At 39.0% G+C, this 18,623-nt stretch carries 17 protein-coding genes; 9 read left to right on the top strand and 8 right to left on the bottom strand.

The annotated features are described in order from the left end of the window. The first annotated feature begins 51 nt into the window (after nt 1-51). Nucleotides 52-774 carry a glycerophosphodiester phosphodiesterase gene (locus tag ACIQXI_RS16190; RefSeq protein ID WP_402926921.1) on the top strand — a complete coding sequence of 241 codons (723 nt, stop codon included), beginning with the start codon at nt 52-54 and terminating at the stop codon, nt 772-774. A 96-nt stretch (nt 775-870) separates the two neighbouring features. On the opposite strand, the gene ACIQXI_RS16185 is transcribed toward ACIQXI_RS16190, so the two are convergent. Continuing rightward, a complete protein-coding gene (locus ACIQXI_RS16185; protein ID WP_402926918.1) occupies nt 871-1,893 on the bottom strand; it encodes a DUF2804 domain-containing protein in 1,023 nt (340 codons plus the stop codon). Nucleotides 1,894-2,077: 184 nt separating this feature from the next. Here ACIQXI_RS16185 and ACIQXI_RS16180 point away from each other — a divergent pair, with 184 nt between their 5' ends. Both ACIQXI_RS16180 and ACIQXI_RS16175 read left to right on the top strand, forming a co-directional pair. Next, nucleotides 2,078-2,572 carry an amidase domain-containing protein gene (locus ACIQXI_RS16180; protein WP_402926915.1) on the top strand — a complete coding sequence of 165 codons (495 nt, stop codon included), beginning with the start codon at nt 2,078-2,080 and terminating at the stop codon, nt 2,570-2,572. A 100-nt stretch (nt 2,573-2,672) separates the two neighbouring features. Next, entirely contained in the window at nt 2,673-3,245 is a 573-nt protein-coding gene (locus ACIQXI_RS16175; RefSeq protein WP_402926912.1) for a nitroreductase family protein, read from the top strand. Nucleotides 3,246-3,349: 104 nt separating this feature from the next. Here ACIQXI_RS16175 and ACIQXI_RS16170 read toward each other — a convergent pair whose 3' ends face one another. Further along, entirely contained in the window at nt 3,350-4,732 is a 1,383-nt protein-coding gene (locus ACIQXI_RS16170) for a dipeptidase (RefSeq protein ID WP_402926909.1), read from the bottom strand. A 619-nt stretch (nt 4,733-5,351) separates the two neighbouring features. On the opposite strand from ACIQXI_RS16170, the gene ACIQXI_RS16165 reads away from it, so the two are divergent. Further along, nucleotides 5,352-5,900 (top strand): RNA polymerase sigma factor, encoded by a 549-nt coding sequence (locus ACIQXI_RS16165; protein ID WP_402926907.1) that lies wholly within the window; start codon nt 5,352-5,354, stop codon nt 5,898-5,900. 132 nt (nt 5,901-6,032) lie between these two features. Here ACIQXI_RS16165 and ACIQXI_RS16160 read toward each other — a convergent pair whose 3' ends face one another. The 5 genes from ACIQXI_RS16160 to ACIQXI_RS16140 form a co-directional block, all read right to left on the bottom strand. Continuing rightward, nucleotides 6,033-6,479: a MarR family winged helix-turn-helix transcriptional regulator gene (locus ACIQXI_RS16160; RefSeq protein ID WP_402926905.1), complete on the bottom strand. Its 447-nt coding sequence runs from the start codon at nt 6,477-6,479 to the stop codon at nt 6,033-6,035. Nucleotides 6,480-6,502: 23 nt separating this feature from the next. Next, nucleotides 6,503-6,907, bottom strand: a complete 405-nt coding sequence (gene spx / locus ACIQXI_RS16155) for a transcriptional regulator Spx (protein WP_036117523.1) — start codon at nt 6,905-6,907, stop codon at nt 6,503-6,505. A gap of 376 nt (nt 6,908-7,283) precedes the next feature. Next, nucleotides 7,284-8,849 carry an ABC-F family ATP-binding cassette domain-containing protein gene (locus tag ACIQXI_RS16150; protein WP_402926903.1) on the bottom strand — a complete coding sequence of 522 codons (1,566 nt, stop codon included), beginning with the start codon at nt 8,847-8,849 and terminating at the stop codon, nt 7,284-7,286. Between the two features lie 73 nt (nt 8,850-8,922). Beyond that, a complete protein-coding gene (locus ACIQXI_RS16145) occupies nt 8,923-9,108 on the bottom strand; it encodes an SE1832 family protein (RefSeq protein ID WP_402926900.1) in 186 nt (61 codons plus the stop codon). A 208-nt stretch (nt 9,109-9,316) separates the two neighbouring features. Beyond that, nucleotides 9,317-10,363: a PseG/SpsG family protein gene (locus ACIQXI_RS16140; RefSeq protein ID WP_402926897.1), complete on the bottom strand. Its 1,047-nt coding sequence runs from the start codon at nt 10,361-10,363 to the stop codon at nt 9,317-9,319. Nucleotides 10,364-10,584: 221 nt separating this feature from the next. On the opposite strand from ACIQXI_RS16140, the gene ACIQXI_RS16135 reads away from it, so the two are divergent. From ACIQXI_RS16135 to ACIQXI_RS16115, 5 genes are all read left to right on the top strand, one after another. Then, on the top strand, nt 10,585-11,421 hold the full coding sequence (locus tag ACIQXI_RS16135; RefSeq protein WP_402926894.1) for an NAD-dependent epimerase/dehydratase family protein: 837 nt from the start codon (nt 10,585-10,587) through the stop codon (nt 11,419-11,421). A gap of 131 nt (nt 11,422-11,552) precedes the next feature. After that, on the top strand, nt 11,553-12,107 hold the full coding sequence (locus tag ACIQXI_RS16130) for an NADPH-dependent FMN reductase (RefSeq protein WP_402926891.1): 555 nt from the start codon (nt 11,553-11,555) through the stop codon (nt 12,105-12,107). A gap of 130 nt (nt 12,108-12,237) precedes the next feature. Beyond that, nucleotides 12,238-16,020 (top strand): AAA domain-containing protein, encoded by a 3,783-nt coding sequence (locus ACIQXI_RS16125; RefSeq protein WP_402926888.1) that lies wholly within the window; start codon nt 12,238-12,240, stop codon nt 16,018-16,020. 1 nt (nt 16,021) lies between these two features. Next, on the top strand, nt 16,022-16,768 hold the full coding sequence (locus ACIQXI_RS16120; protein ID WP_402926886.1) for a hypothetical protein: 747 nt from the start codon (nt 16,022-16,024) through the stop codon (nt 16,766-16,768). A gap of 91 nt (nt 16,769-16,859) precedes the next feature. Then, nucleotides 16,860-17,927: a tetratricopeptide repeat-containing glycosyltransferase family 2 protein gene (locus ACIQXI_RS16115; RefSeq protein WP_402926883.1), complete on the top strand. Its 1,068-nt coding sequence runs from the start codon at nt 16,860-16,862 to the stop codon at nt 17,925-17,927. Nucleotides 17,928-18,430: 503 nt separating this feature from the next. On the opposite strand, the gene ACIQXI_RS16110 is transcribed toward ACIQXI_RS16115, so the two are convergent. After that, the gene (locus tag ACIQXI_RS16110; protein ID WP_402926880.1) at nt 18,431-18,586 is read right to left on the bottom strand and encodes a hypothetical protein; all 156 of its coding nucleotides are present in this window, start codon (nt 18,584-18,586) and stop codon (nt 18,431-18,433) included. Between the last annotated feature and the right edge of the window lie 37 nt (nt 18,587-18,623).

Raw genomic sequence — 18,623 nt, 5'->3', positions numbered from 1 at the left:
TTCGCTTCTTGTTATACTATTTAGTAAAGATATTATAAGGAGGTTTTGCATTTGGATCTATTTGCACATAGAGGTGTGTCCGCACACTATCCTGAAAATACGATAGCGGCTTTTTATGCGGCATCCAAGCTACCAATTGCGGGCATTGAGTTAGATGTCCATGTAACTGCAGACGGAGAACTAGTGGTTATCCATGATGAAACCATTGACCGTACATCAAATGGTACAGGGTATGTAAAGGATTTAACGTTACAACAGCTTCGATCATATGATTATGGTTCGTGGTGTGCAGCGCACTTTACAGGTGAACGTATTCCAACATTAGGGGACGTTTTAGAGCTGTTTGTAGCTACACAGCATCGCATAAATATTGAGTTGAAAACCGATATCTTTCCCTATGAAGGGATTGAGGCATTGGTAATAAAAGAAGTAGCGAAGCACCAAATGACGGAGAGGGTCATTATTTCTTCATTTAACCATGAATCGCTGCAAACTGTAGTTCAAATGGCTCCATATATTGAAACGGCCGCGTTATTTGCTGAAGTGTTAGTTGATTTCACAACGTACACAGCTACTATTCCTGCCAATGCAATCCATGTTAGTTTGCCGACAGCATTTAAGAAATCAATTGCTTTTGCTCTTGAAAAAAATACACCAATAAGAGTATATACCGTAAATGACGTGGAACATGCAAAGCAATTGCAACAGCTCGGCATCCACGCGGTTTTTACAGATGATCCACAAGCTTTATTAGATGGTTTGACAGAGGAATGAGGGTCTATTATTTAATACAAACAAAAAAATTCGCGGTACTTTTACAAGGAAGGCGAATTTTTTTGCATGCTATGACCTCTTAATGAGGGAGTGTTGTTACCATTTTGCTTGATGTTCCTCAATGCATCCGAGCATTTGCTTAATAACGAGCGTTTCACCGTTGTCTAATAAAACTGTTCCGTCATAATAGCCAAACATCTGATGTACTTCTGATTTAACGAGTTTTGCATTTGTTGCGGCAATACGTTCAAAAAATGGGGAAAACGTTAGCGAAACTTGATTTGTAAATTTTGTCTTTATTGTCCAACGCTGCATATAATCCTCACGATCGTAACTGAACAGCAAATCCTCATGTATTTTTGTCATTTTACCATCAACAAAGACAGCATTTTCTGTCATACCCGTACCATCGGTCCATTTACCACCTAAGTTGAGTCCGATACGTCTGCCACGAACTCGTTGTGATGCCATTCCCCAATTCCAAGTGGCTTGCCGTGGCCACACACCCCGTCCGTAATCAAGAACAGCAAAGCTTTCCTCTGGTGTAAACGTAAAGTGACGATTGCCAATAGTGACAACTCCTGATGTAGGGAGGGTATGATGTTTCCCTGTAAACTGGAATGTTTTACGATTCCAAGGAATAACGACATTCAATGTTTCGTCTGTTGGTGGATGCTGAATAATTAAATTTGCGCGTAGTGCATCTCCATCAAACGTAGGGATGGAAACAGACAAATGTGTTTCATTTTGAATATAAGTCATATCAATCGTCATTTCACTACTGCTGAACGAGACGGATTCAAGCACATGTGTTGGCATTTTGAGCTTGCCACCAAGTGGAATGGTTATTGTTTTTTCAAAATAGCGCTGAGTTTCATATTCAAGGAAATAGACGAAGCAGACAGCTGCATAATCGAGATGGCTGATTGTTGCGGAGAATAATATCTCATCACCATAAATACACCAATAATTCCATTTCTTTTTCCGCATGATATGACCGCTTAAATTGCTATTTATGAGAGGTTTTCGTGCAAATCCAATAGCAGCTGGATTTAAATTACCTTTTTTATCGCATAAAAGAGTAGGCTGTAAAATTTCTTTCTCAGCATGCTGCTTCACATTCAACATCCCTTCTGTTCGTAAAATAAACATATGCCAAATTGTTTAATCTTATTGTAGCAAAAACTATCTTAAAATTGGTAAAGATAGCGCCTGATAGAACTGTATTCAGCAATTTTACGATGAATGACCTAATTAATAGAACGTTTGATGTAGTCATATGATGGTCATAAGGAGGGGAAGCGTGGCCAAAATGTATAACAGACAGGCAGCTGTTCAATATGCGAATCTGTGGTGGAATAGGCGCAATCCGGCATTTCCAAACTTTGATGTCGATTGTACCAATTATATTTCGCAATGCTTACTTGCTGGAGGTGCACCAATGCGAGGCGCACCAAATAGAGAACGGGGTTGGTGGATTCAGCAAGGCAACTGGAGCTTTAGCTGGTCCGTCGCACATTCTTTGAGATGGTATTTAGAGGGTTCCAAAACGGGATTGAAAGCTACGCGTGTACAATCGGCAGAACAATTAGAGCTTGGGGACATTATATTTTACGATTTTCAAGGGGATGGAAGAATAGATCATTCTGTCATTGTTACGAGCATCCAAAATGGGATTCCTTATGTGAATGCGCATACTTCGGACAGTATTAATAGACCTTATTTTTATGAAGATTCCACGGCGTATACCCCTAATATGACCTATTACTTTTACCATATAGATGATAGCTTTGCCTAGGAAGCTGGCAGTTTTAAAGCTCCCCATTTTGTGATAATGTTGAACATAGAATTGACAAACAATCATACATTCTAATTTTAGTAGAGGGAGATAGGAGAACATGAGCGAACAATTTTTATCAGTTAGAGAAGCTATTATTAATCGCCGTTCTATCAAGAAGTTTAATGGGCAGTTGGTGAAGCGCGCTGATTTAATGAGTATTATTGACGATGCTATTTGGGCGCCAAACCATGGTAATCGTGAACCTTGGCGTTTAGTTATTGCTTGCGACGAAGATTTAGTTGCAGTACAACATTTATTACGTGATTTAGCTATTCCAAAGTGGCAGGATCTTTCGAGTGAAGATTTAGCTAAACAAATGACGAAATTTACACTACCAGGTGGGTACGCATTTGTTATTGTGCCAGAGGACGCACGCCAAAAAGAACGTTTAGAAGATTATGCAGCAGCGAGCATTTTTATTCAAAATATGCAGCTGTTAGCATGGGAAAAAGGAATTGGATCTTGTTGGAAAACACCAGGTTTCTTAGACAATCCGAAATTCCGTGATGCTTTAAAAGTACAACCGGGTGAACGCGTAATTGCGATGCTACAAGTCGGATATTTCGATGAAGTGCCAAAAGGTAAAGAACGAAAAAAATCAGCTGAATTTGTAACAAATTTCGGTCAATAGACAAATGCAAAAACCCCTTGCCAATGTGAACTGGCGAGGGGTTTTATAGTGCTAAGCATTGCAAGTGGCCGAAATTGTGTGAGAATTGTTTGCGTGCCTGGCACTTATTTTTCTAACGCGGCAACCTCATATAAGTAATCGCCTAACACACGTAAGCCTTTGTCGAAGTTTTCTAAATGGAAGTGCTCGTTTGGTGCATGGAAGTTTTCGCTCGATAAACCAAAGCCCATTAACACAACTGGTAAATCTAAAATTTCATCGAATGCAGCGACGATTGGAATCGAACCGCCACCACGTGTATATGCAGTTGGCACATTATAAACTTTTTCATAAGAACGACCAGCCGCTTGAATAAATGGGTGATCGAATGGTGTTAAGAATGGACGCCCTTTATCGAATTCGGAAATCGTCACTTCTACACCAGTTGGTTTATGTTTTGCAATATGTGCTTTTAATAGTGCAACGATTTCTTCTGGATCTTGATTTGGTACTAAGCGACAAGTAATTTTTGCACCAGCTTCAGCAGGTAGTACAGTTTTAATACCTTCTCCAGAGAAGCCACCAAATATACCATTAACTTCTAATGTCGGACGAGCCCATGTGCGTTCTAAATAAGAATAGCCAGCTTCACCAAATAATTCAGATACGCCAACTTCTTCTTTTACAGATTCTTCATCAAAGCCTAGTGCACGGTAAGCTTCACGTTCTTCTTCTGATAATGGCAATACTTTGTCGTAGAAGCCCTCTACTTGAATAGTGCCGTGCTCATCACGGAAGGATGCTAAAATTTCCGATAATGCATGAATGGCATTTTGTACGCCTCCACCATAAAGACCTGAATGTAAATCACCCTTTGCTCCACGAACATCAATTTGAACGCCTGTTAGTCCACGTAAGCCATAGCATACTGCTGGCTTGCCAGGACCGTAAAGACCTGTATCTGAAATCAAGATCAAGTCAGCGGCTAATTGTTCTTTATGCTCTTCAACAAAGGCAGGAAGATGAGGACTACCAATTTCTTCTTCACCTTCATAGATGAATTTCACGTTCACTGGTAAAGTGCCAGTTGTCGCAAATAGCGCTTCGATCATCTTTAAGTGCATAAATACTTGCCCTTTATCATCACTTGCCCCACGTGCAAACAATTTGTTATCACGAATTGTAGGGTTAAACGGCTCGGTTTCCCATAAATGTAATGGATCAACCGGCTGTACATCGTAATGTCCGTAAAACAGAATCGTTGGTTTGCCTTCTGCATGTAACCAATCAGCATAAACAACAGGATGGCCAGCAGTTTGTGTAATGGAGATGTTTTCTAAATTAAGCTTCTTGAAAGCATCAGCTAGCCACTCGGCAGCATGTTGAATATCGCCTTTATGTTCTGATAACGAACTAATACTTGGAATACGTAAAAATTCATTTAGTTCATTTAAGTGAGTCTCGCGATGTTCAGTAAAATAAGCATTTAATGTCTCTAATTGCGTCATAAAAGCATCCCTCTTTCAATATTTCGATAATAGAAATAGTATAGCATAATGTGGTTGGGGAATGTTGTGATAGCAATGGTTGCTACAGTTTTTATGAAGGCTTAAGGCGCTGGCTAACATTTAAACAGCAAGGCAGGATGAAGAATAATTAAAAGTGAGGAGCTTCCTTATAATAGCGTTTTGACAATATGATAGAGGCATATGAAACCTTCGCAAATGCAGCGAAAGAAAATGCCCTCAAAATCATCATTGATTTTGAGTAACTAGCTTAAAAAGCTCTTAAAGCGGGTAATTACTTTAAGAGCTTTTTATTTATGATAAAAAATACGGAAAACATAGAATGACATTCAGTATAAGTGAAGTGTTTGCAATATTAAGAAAATTAATTTCCGATATACAATTAATGGGTTAACTGTGTATACCTTGATTTGAAAGGTTACTTTAAAAGCCATTTGATGTAAAAGAGATATAGTAGTAAAACAATTTTTACGAATATTACAAGCAAAAGCATTTAAGCTTACACGATTGTAATGAAATTGAAAGCCAATACGATAGAGTGTAATACATTATTTTGCGAGAATGTGTATAGAAGCAAGAACAAGAAGCGGAGGAATACACAATGAATGAAAAATTAGAAGGCGTATATGAGGAATATAATCGTTATATATACCACTTATGTTTGAAACTGACTCGTAATAATGTAGAGGCAGAAGATCTCATGCAAGAAGTTTGGGTAAAAGTTGTACGCTATGAAGACAGCGTTGCCGAGGTGGAGCATATTAAAGCTTGGCTGACAACAATTACAATGAATACATTTAGAGATCGTTATCGAAAAAAAGTACGACGCAGTAAGTATATGATGAACCAACCTGAAACATTAGACGTACCGATTTTAGATTTGGTTCCCAATAATGAGATTTCTACAGAAGAAAAAATTGAAAAAGAGATTGTGACAAAGTTAGTACAGGACAAAATGGGTCAATTAGATACAATCTATAGAAAAACTTTATGGTATTTCTACATAGACCAATATTCACTAGCTGAAATTTCTACTATTATGAAAGTATCAATCGGTACAGTGAAATCGCGTTTATTCCGTGCAAAAGCACGTTTAAAAGAAATGCTAATGGCTGACGTGTCGATTGTTGAGGCTGTGCTGCCAGCGTAAATTTAAAAACATTGGTCGCCACAACATAACTACTTAGACGGAAGTATTCGTTCGGCCAATCTCAAAAAAGGGATGCATTGCAAACAAACATTTGCGATGCATCCTTTTTCGTTTCAACATATAGTGGAACATTTAATCTTGCCGATTTGTATCCGCAGATACTAAACATTTGGCGAAGATATCACGCAGTGTTTGCACTTCTTCTGCCGACAGCATGCCAAACATATTGTTAATAATTTCACTCACTTGTTGACGTGACTCTTCAAGTATGTTTTCACCCTCGGTAGTAATAACTAATTGGGACGCTCTGCGATCTGTAGCATGCTGAGTTTTTTCAATAAACCCAGCATTAATTAGTTTCGTCGTTAATACTGTGACGCCACCTGTTGTTACTTTTAAGCGCTCTGCAATTGCAGAAGGGCGCTTCGGTCCCTCCTGCGATAAGTAGTCTAAAATTAAAATATGGGATTTTGAAAAGCCGAGTGCATTATGATTATTCCACTCGTTTGCCCATTTACGCTCGATGGAAGAGACCACTTCAAACAAGGAGGTAATGGCTTGTTGTTTTTCTTGATCCATATAAGGTCATCTCCAAAACTGTTTTAACTTTCTTGTGCCAATCTTGTCATCGCATTTAATTCGTAAGCACGTACTTTACGTGGAATAAAACGACGGATGTCCATTTCATTGTACCCAACTTGAATGCGTTTTTCATCTATCAGGATAGGACTGCGTAACATTCTTGGATGTGCTTGAATAATAGCGTACAGCTCTTGGATAGAAAGCTGGTCGATATCAATATTAAGATTTTTAAAATCATTTGAGTTTGTTGCAATGATTTCATCAGTACCATCTTCAGTCATGCTTAAAATTTCTTTAAATTCAGCAAGTGTAAGTGGATGAGATGTAATGCGTTTTTCTTTATATTCGATGTTATGATCTTTTAACCATTTTAGTGCTTTTCTGGATGAAGAACAGCTCGCTTGTGAGTAAATTGTAACTGTCATTCTTCATTCCCCGCTTTCTTTATTAGAATTATATTTTATGGATATCTTATTAGTAAGTTAAATAGGTTATACATATATCTTACTAGTAAGCTATTTATAAATCAATAGTTATTTAAAAAACTTTTAATAGAGTATGATATTTTTTAATCTATACTAAATATACGCTTGAAAGAGTAAAAAGTTTCATTAATTTAGCTTACAATGATGTAAGTTTAGAAGATTTTGAATAGAGGGAATTTTGAGTGTCAGGCACTCGAGCAATTTTGAAAATTAAAGTAAAAATCCGCCTAGACTCCTGCGGCATACATTGTGCCGGCGGAAAGCAAAGCGGATTTTTACGATTTAGAATGACATATGATGATATGAGGCTAGCCCCTTAGCTTTGTTGACCAGAAGTGAACCAGTCTTGTACATTCCATACTTTTGTTACTAAACCTTCATAGAAGTCAGGTTCGTGGCTAACAAGTACGATTGTGCCTTTAAATTCTTTCATAGCACGTTTTAATTCTTCTTTTGCATCGACATCTAAATGGTTTGTCGGTTCGTCAAATAGTAACCAGTTGGCTTCTTCCATCATGAGCTTACATAAACGAACTTTTGCTTGCTCACCACCAGATAATGAATTAAGTGGGCGCGTAATGTGATCCGTTTTTAATCCAGCACGTGCTAATGCAGCGCGCACTTGTGCTTGCTCCATAGAAGGAAAGGCGTTCCACACATCATCAATCGGTGTAATTTTATCTGCCTTTACTTCTTGTTCGAAATAAGAAGGTGCTAAGTAATCACCGCGAATAACCGTACCGCCAAGTGGATTAATTTTACCAAGCATCGTTTTTAATAATGTAGATTTACCAACACCATTCATGCCGACTAAGGCAATTTTTTCTCCACGTTCAATCATAAATGAAAGAGGCGGTAAAAGTGGTTTGTCTTTATCGTAACCAATTACTAAATTCTCTGCTTCCACTACATAGCGGCTCGGTGTACGTGCCTCTTTAAAACCAAATTCAGGTTTAACTGCTGTTTCAGGGCGGTCAATACGCTCTAAACGATCAAGCTGTTTCGCACGTGATTTTGCACGACCAGTTGTAGAGTAACGCGCTTTATTTTTTGCAATGAAGTCTTCTTGTTTTTTGATAAATTCTTGTTGTTTTTCATAGGCATCAATATGTTGACGTTTATTGATTTCAGCTAACTCTAAAAATTTCTCATACGTAGCTGTATAGCGAGTTAGTTTTGAAAACTCTAATTGGAAAATAACATCTACTGTCTCATTCATAAATTCCGTATCGTGGGAAATTAATAAGAATGCATGCGGATAGTTTTTTAAATAGTTTTTTAACCAAGTTATATGCTCTTCATCTAAATAGTTCGTCGGCTCATCAAGTAATAATACTTTTGGCTTCTCTAATAAAAGCTTAGCCAGTAAAACCTTTGTACGTTGACCACCAGAAAGGGCAGCTACATCGCGTTCTAGTCCGATAGCATCTAAACCTAAACCACGTGCAACTTCTTCGATTGTCATATCAAGTGAGTAGAAATCTCCAGCATCAAGTGCATCTTGAACATCTGCCATTTGCTCTAGCAACTCTTCTAATTCTTCAGGTGTCGCTTCAGCCATTTTACCTGTAATTTCGTTTAGCTCTTCTTCTTTTTTATAGAGAGGAAGGAAGGCGTCACGTAAAACATCACGCATCGTACGGCCAGCTGTAAGCACAGTATGTTGGTCTAAATAGCCATAATGTGTTCCTGGTAGCCATTCAACTTTTCCAGCATCATGTATTGTTTGTCCTGTAATAATTCCCATTAGCGTAGATTTTCCTACACCGTTTGCGCCGACAAGACCGATATGATCGCCTTCAACTAAACGGAAAGAAACATCTTTAAAAAGTGTGCGGTCACCGAAAGAATGACCTAAATTTTCAACTGTTAATATTGCCATATATGTGGTTCCTCCAAAATAATTCAATTAGGTCTTGTATAGATAGAGCGAGCACTGTACAACTGCTATTTCCTTATAGTTCAGCTAGTTGTTTATTTAATTCTGCTAGCTTTGCTTCCATGTTGGCAAGACGTTGTTCAGCTTTTGCGACTTGGTCGTTATGGCCTGTAGATTCAAGCTTTTCGATGTCACCTTGTAAATTCATATAATCCATTTTTAATTCTTTAATTTCATATTCAATATCGCTTTTTGATGGCATGATTGTTAGCTCCTTTTTGATGTATTTGTATAACGAATGCGTGTAAAAGCGATGGAGGTTTTGTGATCCCCCACCGCTTAATTGTTAAAATTAATCGGGTGCTGATGCTGAGATTCCTTGAAAATTCATGCCTACTTTGTAAAAGAAGTAGGGGAAATGAAAGTGAAAAATTCTAGTATATTGTATCATATCCACCTTAAAAGAATCACTAAGTTGAAGCGATATTATGACGATCATACGCGAAATCAAGTAATAAAGATTCTAGCGTATTGTTATTGCTTGCGAGATTCAGCTGACGCTGTTTCTTCACTGCACGTTCACTGCGAGCCTCATGCAATAAAAACTCCATCACGGCGTTTTGTATTTGCGATTGTTTCATTTTTCTACCAAGGCCGAGATGTATAAAGCCATTATGCTCACGAGGGAAGGCATTTAATAACTCATTCTCTGTTTGTGCGAGTGTAATACAAGGTACCCCATAAGAAGCAATTTTATATGGTGTGTAGTTGGCATTGCAAATAATGACATCAGCTTTGGGTAATAATTTAAGGAGCGCGTCTTTATCACGCAAAATAGCGGTATTGCGACGACTTAGTACCATCATTTGCAAGTCATCTGTCGCATGTCGATAGCTTTCATCTATCATTACTGTAATTTGTAGTGGGATTTGTAGCTGGGTTAAATGTCGAAGAGTTCGATATGTTAAGTTATGCTCGTCCCCATCCTCGAAAGCAACAACAATATGAGGGGGATTTTCAGGCGTTTTAAGATCAGGTAATGGTTCTGCATGTTGAAAAGCGTCTGGTAATGCAAAAGCGAAACTGCCTCCAATATAATGAGGTGGGAAAAAATCTTTCACTTCTTGATAGAGTGCTAGTAAGACACAGTCACAGGCTTGACCACCATCACCAAAATCATCAAAATGAATAATCGTTTTACAAAATGGTCGTAAATTTTCAACTTGCCAACTTTCGGAGTTACGACCGTCCCTCACAATTAAATCGGGTTGTATGGCTTTTATTTGCTTTGGTAATTCATCGAAATGATCGAATAGTATTGGTGAAAGATCTTCATTCATTAAAATTTGAATCCCATCATTCGAAGGGGTTTTTACGAATATGAAAACTTCCTCTTGTCCAAGCAACTTAGCTAATGTTGCTACCCGCTCAAAAGGATACAGCCCTTTATCAATGCAGCTTTCAATTATGAAAACAATCGATTTTTTCGGTTTAATTGTTTGTATTTCGTTTTGCAAATGTATCCCATCCTTTCATCTGTCTATTTAAATTATGGTCAAAATTGGGCAAGTATGTGTAAAAATTAACATTAGATAAATAATGTAGAGGATAAAACTTCAAAAATGGTGCTCGCTTTGCCGATGAATAATAGAGAGGATAAGCAAATGTGCTCATTCCTGTTGATACATATTTAGTAAGCGTCTATATGAAGACAGATTGGAGGAGTATGAATTTGGGCATGCGATCGGCAATAGTTGTAGGTGCCACTGGCTTGACGGGCACCTCGCTAATAGAACAGTTATGTGAACATGATGACTATGTTTCTGTAATTGTTATAGCGCGACGAGAACTACAATATAAACACCCGAAATTAGAGGTGAAAATTCGTAACTTCGATACACTAGAAGAAAGAGATATTGAATTCGCACATGAGTTATATTGTTGTTTAGGTACAACAATAAAAAAGGCAGGCTCACGGGAGGCATTTGAAAAAGTAGATTTTGAATATCCGCTAGCCATTGCCTCATTGGCTAAAAAGCGTGGCATTCCCCATATGCTTGTCATAACTGCGATGGGAGCTAATGAGCAATCGAGCATTTATTATAATCGTGTGAAAGGCAAGCTTGAGCAAGCATTATTCGAGCTTGGTTTGCAGCGTCTATCTATTATTCGTCCTTCACTGTTGGTTGGACAACGCCAAGAATTTCGCTTTGGTGAAAAAGTAGGTGAAAAGCTATTAAAACTTGCTAAGCCGTTATTAGTTGGTCCGTTAAAGCGTGTACGCTCAATTGAGGCATCGCAGGTTGCGAAAGCGATGATTGTTATTGCATTGCATGGCCAAAAACAGCCGGTGACAATTTATTCATCGCAGGACTTAGCTAACATGGATTTCCCGAAAGTGACACAAGAGGCATCTCCACGTGAAGAGCTATTTAATTGGCACAAGCATAAAGGGTTAGATTCGAATGATGAGGAGAAGGTCAATCGAGAGGTTATTATTAATCGGGCTAAATTTAAAGTGGAAGAAACTGTTGTAGACGACGACGTGACATTTAATCGGCAAAATGAAAAATAAGCGACTAGCCATTAAAAACCACATTCCGCCTAAAGACTGAATTTATTGTTTTAATTGCTACAATTCTTCCCGAGTCACTATTCATTTGTTACAATATTATTGTAGAAGATGAATGTGGAGGCAAAAAGTATATGAAAATTTTACTCGTCGATGGCACGATGTTTGGGCGTAAAACTGGTGCTATTTTAGAGCAAGTAGAGCATTATATTAAAGAATTCGATGCTAGTTTCGATTTAGAAATTATGCATTTTAGTGAATATAAGCATCAAATTGTCGATGGTTCACCGTTAAATGACGATATGAAAACAATGATTCAAAAATTTGAAGAAGCGGATGCGTATATTATTGCAACACCGATTTTCCAAGCTTCGATTCCAGGTGTATTAAAAAATGCATTTGATTTTTTACATCCAAAGACAATGCGTTATAAGCCTGTTTCAATCGTAGCGAATGGTGGCACGTATCAGCATCACTTAGTAGTTGAAAATCAACTGAAACCAATTTTAGACTACTTCCGCGCACTTGTAACGCCGAACTATGTCTATACACATACATCACATTTTGATGCAAATAATAAAATTGTAGACGAGGATGTTCATAATCGTTTACGTGAAATGGCACGTGTTTTCGTTCAGTACTGTGAAATGAGCAAAACATTACCAAAAGAAACAATAGACCAACATTAAATGACGGTCTCTAACTATAGATCCCTTGTACAGTGGAAGGAAATCACTGTGCAGGGGATTTTTCTTTGCGAGATTCCTTTTACGATATGATAAAATAATACTTTAGTGAATTCGGAAGGGAGGGCAGCTCATGCAGAACATCGCTTTACTAGAGAAACAACGCTGTAATTTAATTTTGACGAATAAGGCGAAGGAGGCGGTAGAGGAATGCTCGGCAAATGAGCATGCCTTTTTTGCGTTACAAAAAACAATTACCGTTTATATTGAAAAAAGAAAAGCCAAAACCATTGGTGAAACGTTTTTATCCATTTATTTTAATGCAGAGCATAATGAAAAATTAGAGAGTGTATTAGCAGGGAAGACGGCGATTATGGATTGCGTGCTAAAGGTGGAAGGATTATTAGCAACCAATATTCGTTTTGTACATATGCGTGGTCCAGTAAATACGAACCGTCGCTTACCTGCTGCATTGCAATTTGTCACTAAACCTAATAATGGCGCTGGTATCCCACTTGATCTTCATACGAAAATAAGAGAGCTACCGATTGCTGAAGAACGCACCGAATATGTGAAAAAGCGCATTGCCAGCTGGGAAGGCTATTTAAAAATCCAAGAACGGGATGCAACAATTGATGATATTCATACGGAATTTAAACAAAGCTACTTCAATGAAGACTTTTCACGTTTAACACTAGTATGTCCTTATGTAAAAGCGAAGGAATGGAAGCAACTTGAAGGTTTAAGTGTAAGCATCCAAGGTGTACGGGGCGAAATCGGACAAGTGTTAAAAGCGAATGCTGGCAAGCAAACGGTGGAAATTGATTTAAAGCCTTTTGCACAGGATCAGGCTCGTAAAGATCAGCTTAACTTGCGCTCAAAGCATGCGAGCTTTAGTAATTTTGCAACACTAAGCCAAATACGACGCTTACGCAATGGTTTTACGAAGCTCGAAAAGGGCGAAGCAGTGAATGCAAGCTTAGAGACAATATTATTTGAAAAACGCCCAACCGTCCGAACGGCCAAGCTGCGCGATGATATTGTGTTCCATAATAATTTAAATGAATATCAACGGAAAGCTGTTATTGGAGCGTTATCTGTTGAAGACTTGTACGTAATTCAAGGACCTCCAGGCACTGGGAAAACAACTGTAATCTCAGAGATTTGCCAACAAAATGTCAAAGCAGGCTTGAAAACACTCGTTGCATCTCAATCAAATTTAGCTGTAGATAATGCATTAGGAAGACTCCTCTCTAATCAAGAAATTCGAATTTTACGTTACGGTCGAACGGAAAGTATTGAAGAAGAGGGAAAAAAATTCATTGAGGAAAATGTGGCTCTCCATTGGCGTGAACAAACATTAGCAGCTGTTGAAGAAGAAATTATCGCTTTTACTGAGCGTGAGCAGGAATTACAGGTGAGTATTCGGAAAACAACAGATGAGCTAGCGAAGTTGCAAGCTTGGCTTGAGGAGCTAACAAAGGAAATTGCGGCGAAAGAGCAAGCGGCAATTGACGAACCGATTTTGCAACAAGACATTCAAGCGCTCAAAAAAGAATTGAAGACGGCAAAAACGGAGAAGGAAGCGCATGAAGCACATAAAGAGCATTATGAGAAACAATTGGCGCAACTTGAGGCTGCTATCCAAGCACAAGAACAAATTTTAAGTGACTATGATTCGCAGGAACAGCTACAGCAATTAATACAAGAGAGCACGAACAAAATAGAACAATGGCAAGCTGTCATGCAATATAAAGAATTACTTGGTGAAAAGCAGGCGTTAACAACCCAGTTTCAAGATATTCAAGTAAAGCATGAACAAGAAAATCAACGCCTGCAATTATTGAAGGACAGTCAACAATATATCAGTACACTAACGTCCTTTGAGCGTATTCATCGATTTTTACAGCATTATCAAGTACGTCCTTCACATGTATTAGCTCAACAAATAGCACGATTAGAGCATTTAGAGGACGCCAAAGATTTAGAGGCTTGGGCAACGATTAATACGCGTCTACAAAAAGCGATTGCCAAGCTTGAAGCATTATTAACATCTGAGCAGCAAGAGCGGGCATTGACTAAAAGTCGACAACAGCCTGTCCAGTCGTTCTCATTACAAAATTTAACGGGTGTCTTTGCGCAATTAAATGAGTCATTTACAGAAGGGCAAACCCCACCTGTTGAACAGTTAGAGAGCTATTTACTTGGATTGTATATGCGTCGCGATTTTGTTTGGCAAAAGGGTATGGCGCTTAGACAACAACAGGATCATAAAGATCGCGAATTTGAGTCGCTACGCAAAAATATTGCCAGCTTAATACACCAAGAATGTGCCATTACAAGCTTTGATGTACAAAGTTTGCAACGACAATTACAGCCGTACTTAGCACATACTAAGCGCCTACAGCAACTCGTTGATTCATTGCAAGTGGATGCTATACCAGAGGAATCGGCAGAGCAGTTGAAAATGTTAATAACTAGTACCCAAACTTCTTTACAAACTGCACGTCAACAACTGCAGGCTGTTGAACAAGCAAATACACAGTTACTGCCAAAAAGAGCGGCACATCAAAAAGCTAAGGCGAGCTTACAAGAGGTTGAGGAAGAGCTAGCGCAATTAGAAGACAAAATTAAGACTATTAATATAGAAGGATTGAAAAAGGAAAAACAACTAACAGCGCTAACAGCATTGTTACAAGCTACGCCTGAACGGACATTTGAGGAAGTCCAGGAAGCAATTCAAACGACGCAAGACAGCTTAGCAGAGTTACAGCGTAAAGAACAACAGCTGCCACTACGCAAGAAATTACAAGAGCAATGGCGTGATAAGCTACAAAATGCAACGGAATATGATTTAGATGAAATTCGTAAATTATATGTGCGACATGCCAACGTTATTGGTACTACATGCGTTGCTTCAGCAAGTAAGGAGTTCATGGAAAACTATCCAACCTTCGATGTCGTGATTATTGATGAAGTATCTAAAGCAACCCCTCCAGAGCTATTATTACCGATGTTAAAAGGTAAAAAAATTATTTTGGTGGGAGACCATCATCAGCTACCGCCACTTCTTGGTGATGATACGCTAGAGGAAACGCTGAAAGGCATGCTCGAAGAAAATCCAAACTTCGATGGGGCGCAAGAGCTGAAAAATTTACTGCGTGAATCGTTATTTGAGCGATTATTTAATAACTTACCGTCAACACATAAGCAAATGCTTGCCTTGCAATACCGAATGCATGAAAAAATTATGCACAGTATTACACCATTTTACGCCAAGGAAGAAAACGGCTTGCAATGCGGATTGCCGGATTCGGATGCAGCGCGTGATCATGGCTTAGAAGGACAGTTTGTCGATCGTGACGATCATTTGTTATGGATTGATATGCCAACTGAAAAACCGTTTTTAGAGGAACAGGTTAAAGGTGGAACGAGTCGTTATAACGAAGGAGAACTACAAACAATCCGCAGTATTTTAACAGACTTAAATAGTGCTGTAATGGAAGCGAAAAAGGCAGGACGTATTGCACAAGATGTACAGAAAAGTGTCGGCGTCATTAGCTTCTATGGTGAGCAAGTGAAGAAAATAAATCGCCTGCTTCAGCAAGAATTACAGTTGCCACATCTCCAATTTAGAACGGGAACAGTCGATAAGTTTCAAGGGATGGAGATGGATGTCATATTAGTAAGTATGGTTCGTAATACGCCAAAGGGCGGGGACATTGGCTTTGCGAGAGATTATCGCAGGCTAAATGTCGCGCTTTCTCGTGCTCGTGAGTTGTTAATGCTAGTCGGCAGTGCTGATATGTTTGCCAAACGGGCGAAACATCAAGATACACGAGATATGTATAGCAATCTTTTAACGACGGTGAAATCCTACAATGGCTTACGTAATCATAATGGGCAGGTGATGTAAGGTGTTGAAATTACAGCAACGGTTAACGAGAGAGTTACAGCAAAATCGGCATGTCAAAATAGTAAAATCAGCACATTGGTGTATTCCAATTCGCACAATCGAAGTGACGTATGAGCCGATTCGGCGCTCAACGATGGATGTTTTAATGCAAATGCTATTAATTAGCATGCAAGAAGCGAATTTTCAAAATGTAGAAGAATTAAGTGAGCTATTACTAGTAGATCCACTGTTTATTGGGGATTTAGTATCGTTAATGTCTCGCGTACGTCTTATTGAACAAACAGACGGCTTCTATAGGTTAACACCTAAAGGAGAACAACAATTAGCACGTGGTATTTTTGAGGAGGAGCTAGAGGTTGAAACGGCTACGTTGTTATTTAGTCCATGCCACCAAGCTATTCTTCCTGCAGGAGAAGAAGATATAGAGGAGTTTGATGAGTTGCCTGAGCCTTATCGCTATGTCGATAAAGAGGCTGAGCAGCAAGAACAATTCGATGAGGCTATGCTGCTTGCGGCATTGCAGCAGGAAGAAGAAGCAACTAGCGCACAAAAAATAGTAGAAACCATAGTGACGGCAGAAGCGCAACAGATTAATGATATCCCGTGTTTACAATTCATACTGTATGATAAGGAAAAAAATATTGTCTACGTCCGTGTATGGAATACATTGTTAAACCAATGGGATGAAAAGTTGGAACAGCAACTAACAGAAAAAGAGCAGCTGCAATGGCGCGAACAATATTTATAAATAACAGAACGAACGGTATCGCAATATACCGTTCGTTTTTTTGCATTGAAACAACGGCGTGCATATATTACATACATAAAGGAGGGACCCGATGATAACGATTAGTCTATGTATGATTGTGAAAAATGAAGAAAGCGTGCTCGAACGATGCTTGGATTGTGTCCAGCATTTAGTCGATGAAATTAATATTATCGATACAGGTTCAAGCGATCGTACAAAGGATATTGCCAAGCAGTATACATCTCGAATTTTTGACTTTCCATGGTGCGACCATTTTGCACAGGCGCGGAATTTTTCATTCCAACAAGCGACAAAGGATTATATTTTATGGCTGGATGCTGACGATGTACTTACAACAGAACATCAGCACAAACTGATGGAACTAAAGCAATATCTTTATCCGAATATCGATGCGGTTTCCATGGATTACTATGTGATGTTAGAAACGGATGGCACTGTTGCATCTAGTGAACGAAGATGCCGTTTAGTAAAGCGGTCACGAAATTTTCAGTGGCAAGGAGCAGTACATGAGTACTTGGATGTAACGGGCCCAATGTGTCATAGTGATATAGCCGTTGTCCACTTACCAATTAAGCAAGACAAAGCGCGCAATATTGGCATTTATGAACGTTTAAAAGCAGAGGGGCATACATTTGCCGCTAGAGATTTCTTTCACTATGCTAATGAATTAAAAGAACATCAACGTTTTGTCGAAGCCATTAACAATTACCATACATTTTTGGATACAGCATTAGGTACTGCTGATGATTCTATTGAAGCTTGCCTCCATTTAGCTGATTGTTATGAGCAATTGAAAGATACCAAGCAAGCGACACAGGCAGTTTTTCAATCGTTATTGTATGATCAACCTAAACCAGAAACATGCTGTCGAATCGGCCATTACTTCATGGAGCAATCGAAAAATAAAGAAGCGATTTATTGGTATTCCCAAGCATTACAAGTATCTCCTTGCACGATGGGCGTTTATAAGCGAGCATACTCGACGTGGATACCGCATTTACAATTAAGCATGTTATACGATCGCTTACGGCTTTACGAAAATGCCTATGAGCACAATGCAAAAGCATTGCACTATAAACCAAATGATGCGTGCATTCGAGACCATCAACAATATCTTAAGAAGCAGTTGACTAAATAATGGGAGTGGACTACGTGTGGGAGGGAGGGAGATTCCGCGGATTGAGGTGGATTCCGCGAAAGGGAGCGGTAATTCCACGGAAAGAGGGAATAATCCCGCGGAGCGAGCAGAAAATTCCGCGGAGCGAAGCGATAAACCTGCGGAGTGATGTGAGGATTCGCGGAACAACGCGTCAATTCCGCGGAAAGAGGGGATAATCCCGCGGAACAGAGCCATAATTCCGCGAAAGGGAGCGGTAATTCCGCGGAAAGAGGGAATAATCCCGCGGAGCGAGCAGAAAATTCCGCAAAATGAGGAGACAATCCCGAAAAAAGCAACATGAACCCTACCATTCATTATGCATGACAAAAAGAATCCGCTGTAGGCCGCATGGAAAAGGGCGGGAGCAGATTCTTCTTTTTTAATTCGAGTTATTCTATGAGATAGCCGTGACGGCAGTAATTCCTTTTACATAATATTGACGATTGCCACAAGCTGCACTTCATGTACTTTCATTAGTTTCACTAGGTATTGCCGTCACTAATAAAACCACTAAATTCCTGTGCATTTGAAGAAACCTCAATATAATCTACATAGATCGCATGACCAATGATTAGCGATAGCACAACAATAACTGTAATAATAATCACATTACGTGGTCTAAAGTCTTGAGCTTGCATTTTCTTCTCCTCCTTTGTAATTTAGTGAATATTGCGA

It is taken from the genome of Lysinibacillus sp. NPDC097195 (genome assembly GCF_044762075.1).
GTDB lineage: Bacteria > Bacillota > Bacilli > Bacillales_A > Planococcaceae > Lysinibacillus.
This window is presented reverse-complemented; position numbering and strand designations above follow the sequence as displayed.

Excerpts from the sequence above, each read along its gene's own strand:
- ACIQXI_RS16175 (WP_402926912.1), top strand. The coding sequence starts at position 2,673 with ATGAGCGAACAATTTTTATCAGTTAGAGAAGCTATTATTAATCGCCGT.
- ACIQXI_RS16170 (WP_402926909.1), bottom strand. The coding sequence starts at position 4,732 with ATGACGCAATTAGAGACATTAAATGCTTATTTTACTGAACATCGCGAG.
- ACIQXI_RS16165 (WP_402926907.1), top strand. The coding sequence starts at position 5,352 with ATGAATGAAAAATTAGAAGGCGTATATGAGGAATATAATCGTTATATA.
- ACIQXI_RS16160 (WP_402926905.1), bottom strand. The coding sequence starts at position 6,479 with ATGGATCAAGAAAAACAACAAGCCATTACCTCCTTGTTTGAAGTGGTC.
- spx (WP_036117523.1), bottom strand. The coding sequence starts at position 6,907 with ATGACAGTTACAATTTACTCACAAGCGAGCTGTTCTTCATCCAGAAAA.
- ACIQXI_RS16150 (WP_402926903.1), bottom strand. The coding sequence starts at position 8,849 with ATGGCAATATTAACAGTTGAAAATTTAGGTCATTCTTTCGGTGACCGC.
- ACIQXI_RS16145 (WP_402926900.1), bottom strand. The coding sequence starts at position 9,108 with ATGCCATCAAAAAGCGATATTGAATATGAAATTAAAGAATTAAAAATG.
- ACIQXI_RS16135 (WP_402926894.1), top strand. The coding sequence starts at position 10,585 with ATGCGATCGGCAATAGTTGTAGGTGCCACTGGCTTGACGGGCACCTCG.
- ACIQXI_RS16130 (WP_402926891.1), top strand. The coding sequence starts at position 11,553 with ATGAAAATTTTACTCGTCGATGGCACGATGTTTGGGCGTAAAACTGGT.
- ACIQXI_RS16125 (WP_402926888.1), top strand. The coding sequence starts at position 12,238 with ATGCAGAACATCGCTTTACTAGAGAAACAACGCTGTAATTTAATTTTG.
- ACIQXI_RS16115 (WP_402926883.1), top strand. The coding sequence starts at position 16,860 with ATGATAACGATTAGTCTATGTATGATTGTGAAAAATGAAGAAAGCGTG.
- ACIQXI_RS16110 (WP_402926880.1), bottom strand. The coding sequence starts at position 18,586 with ATGCAAGCTCAAGACTTTAGACCACGTAATGTGATTATTATTACAGTT.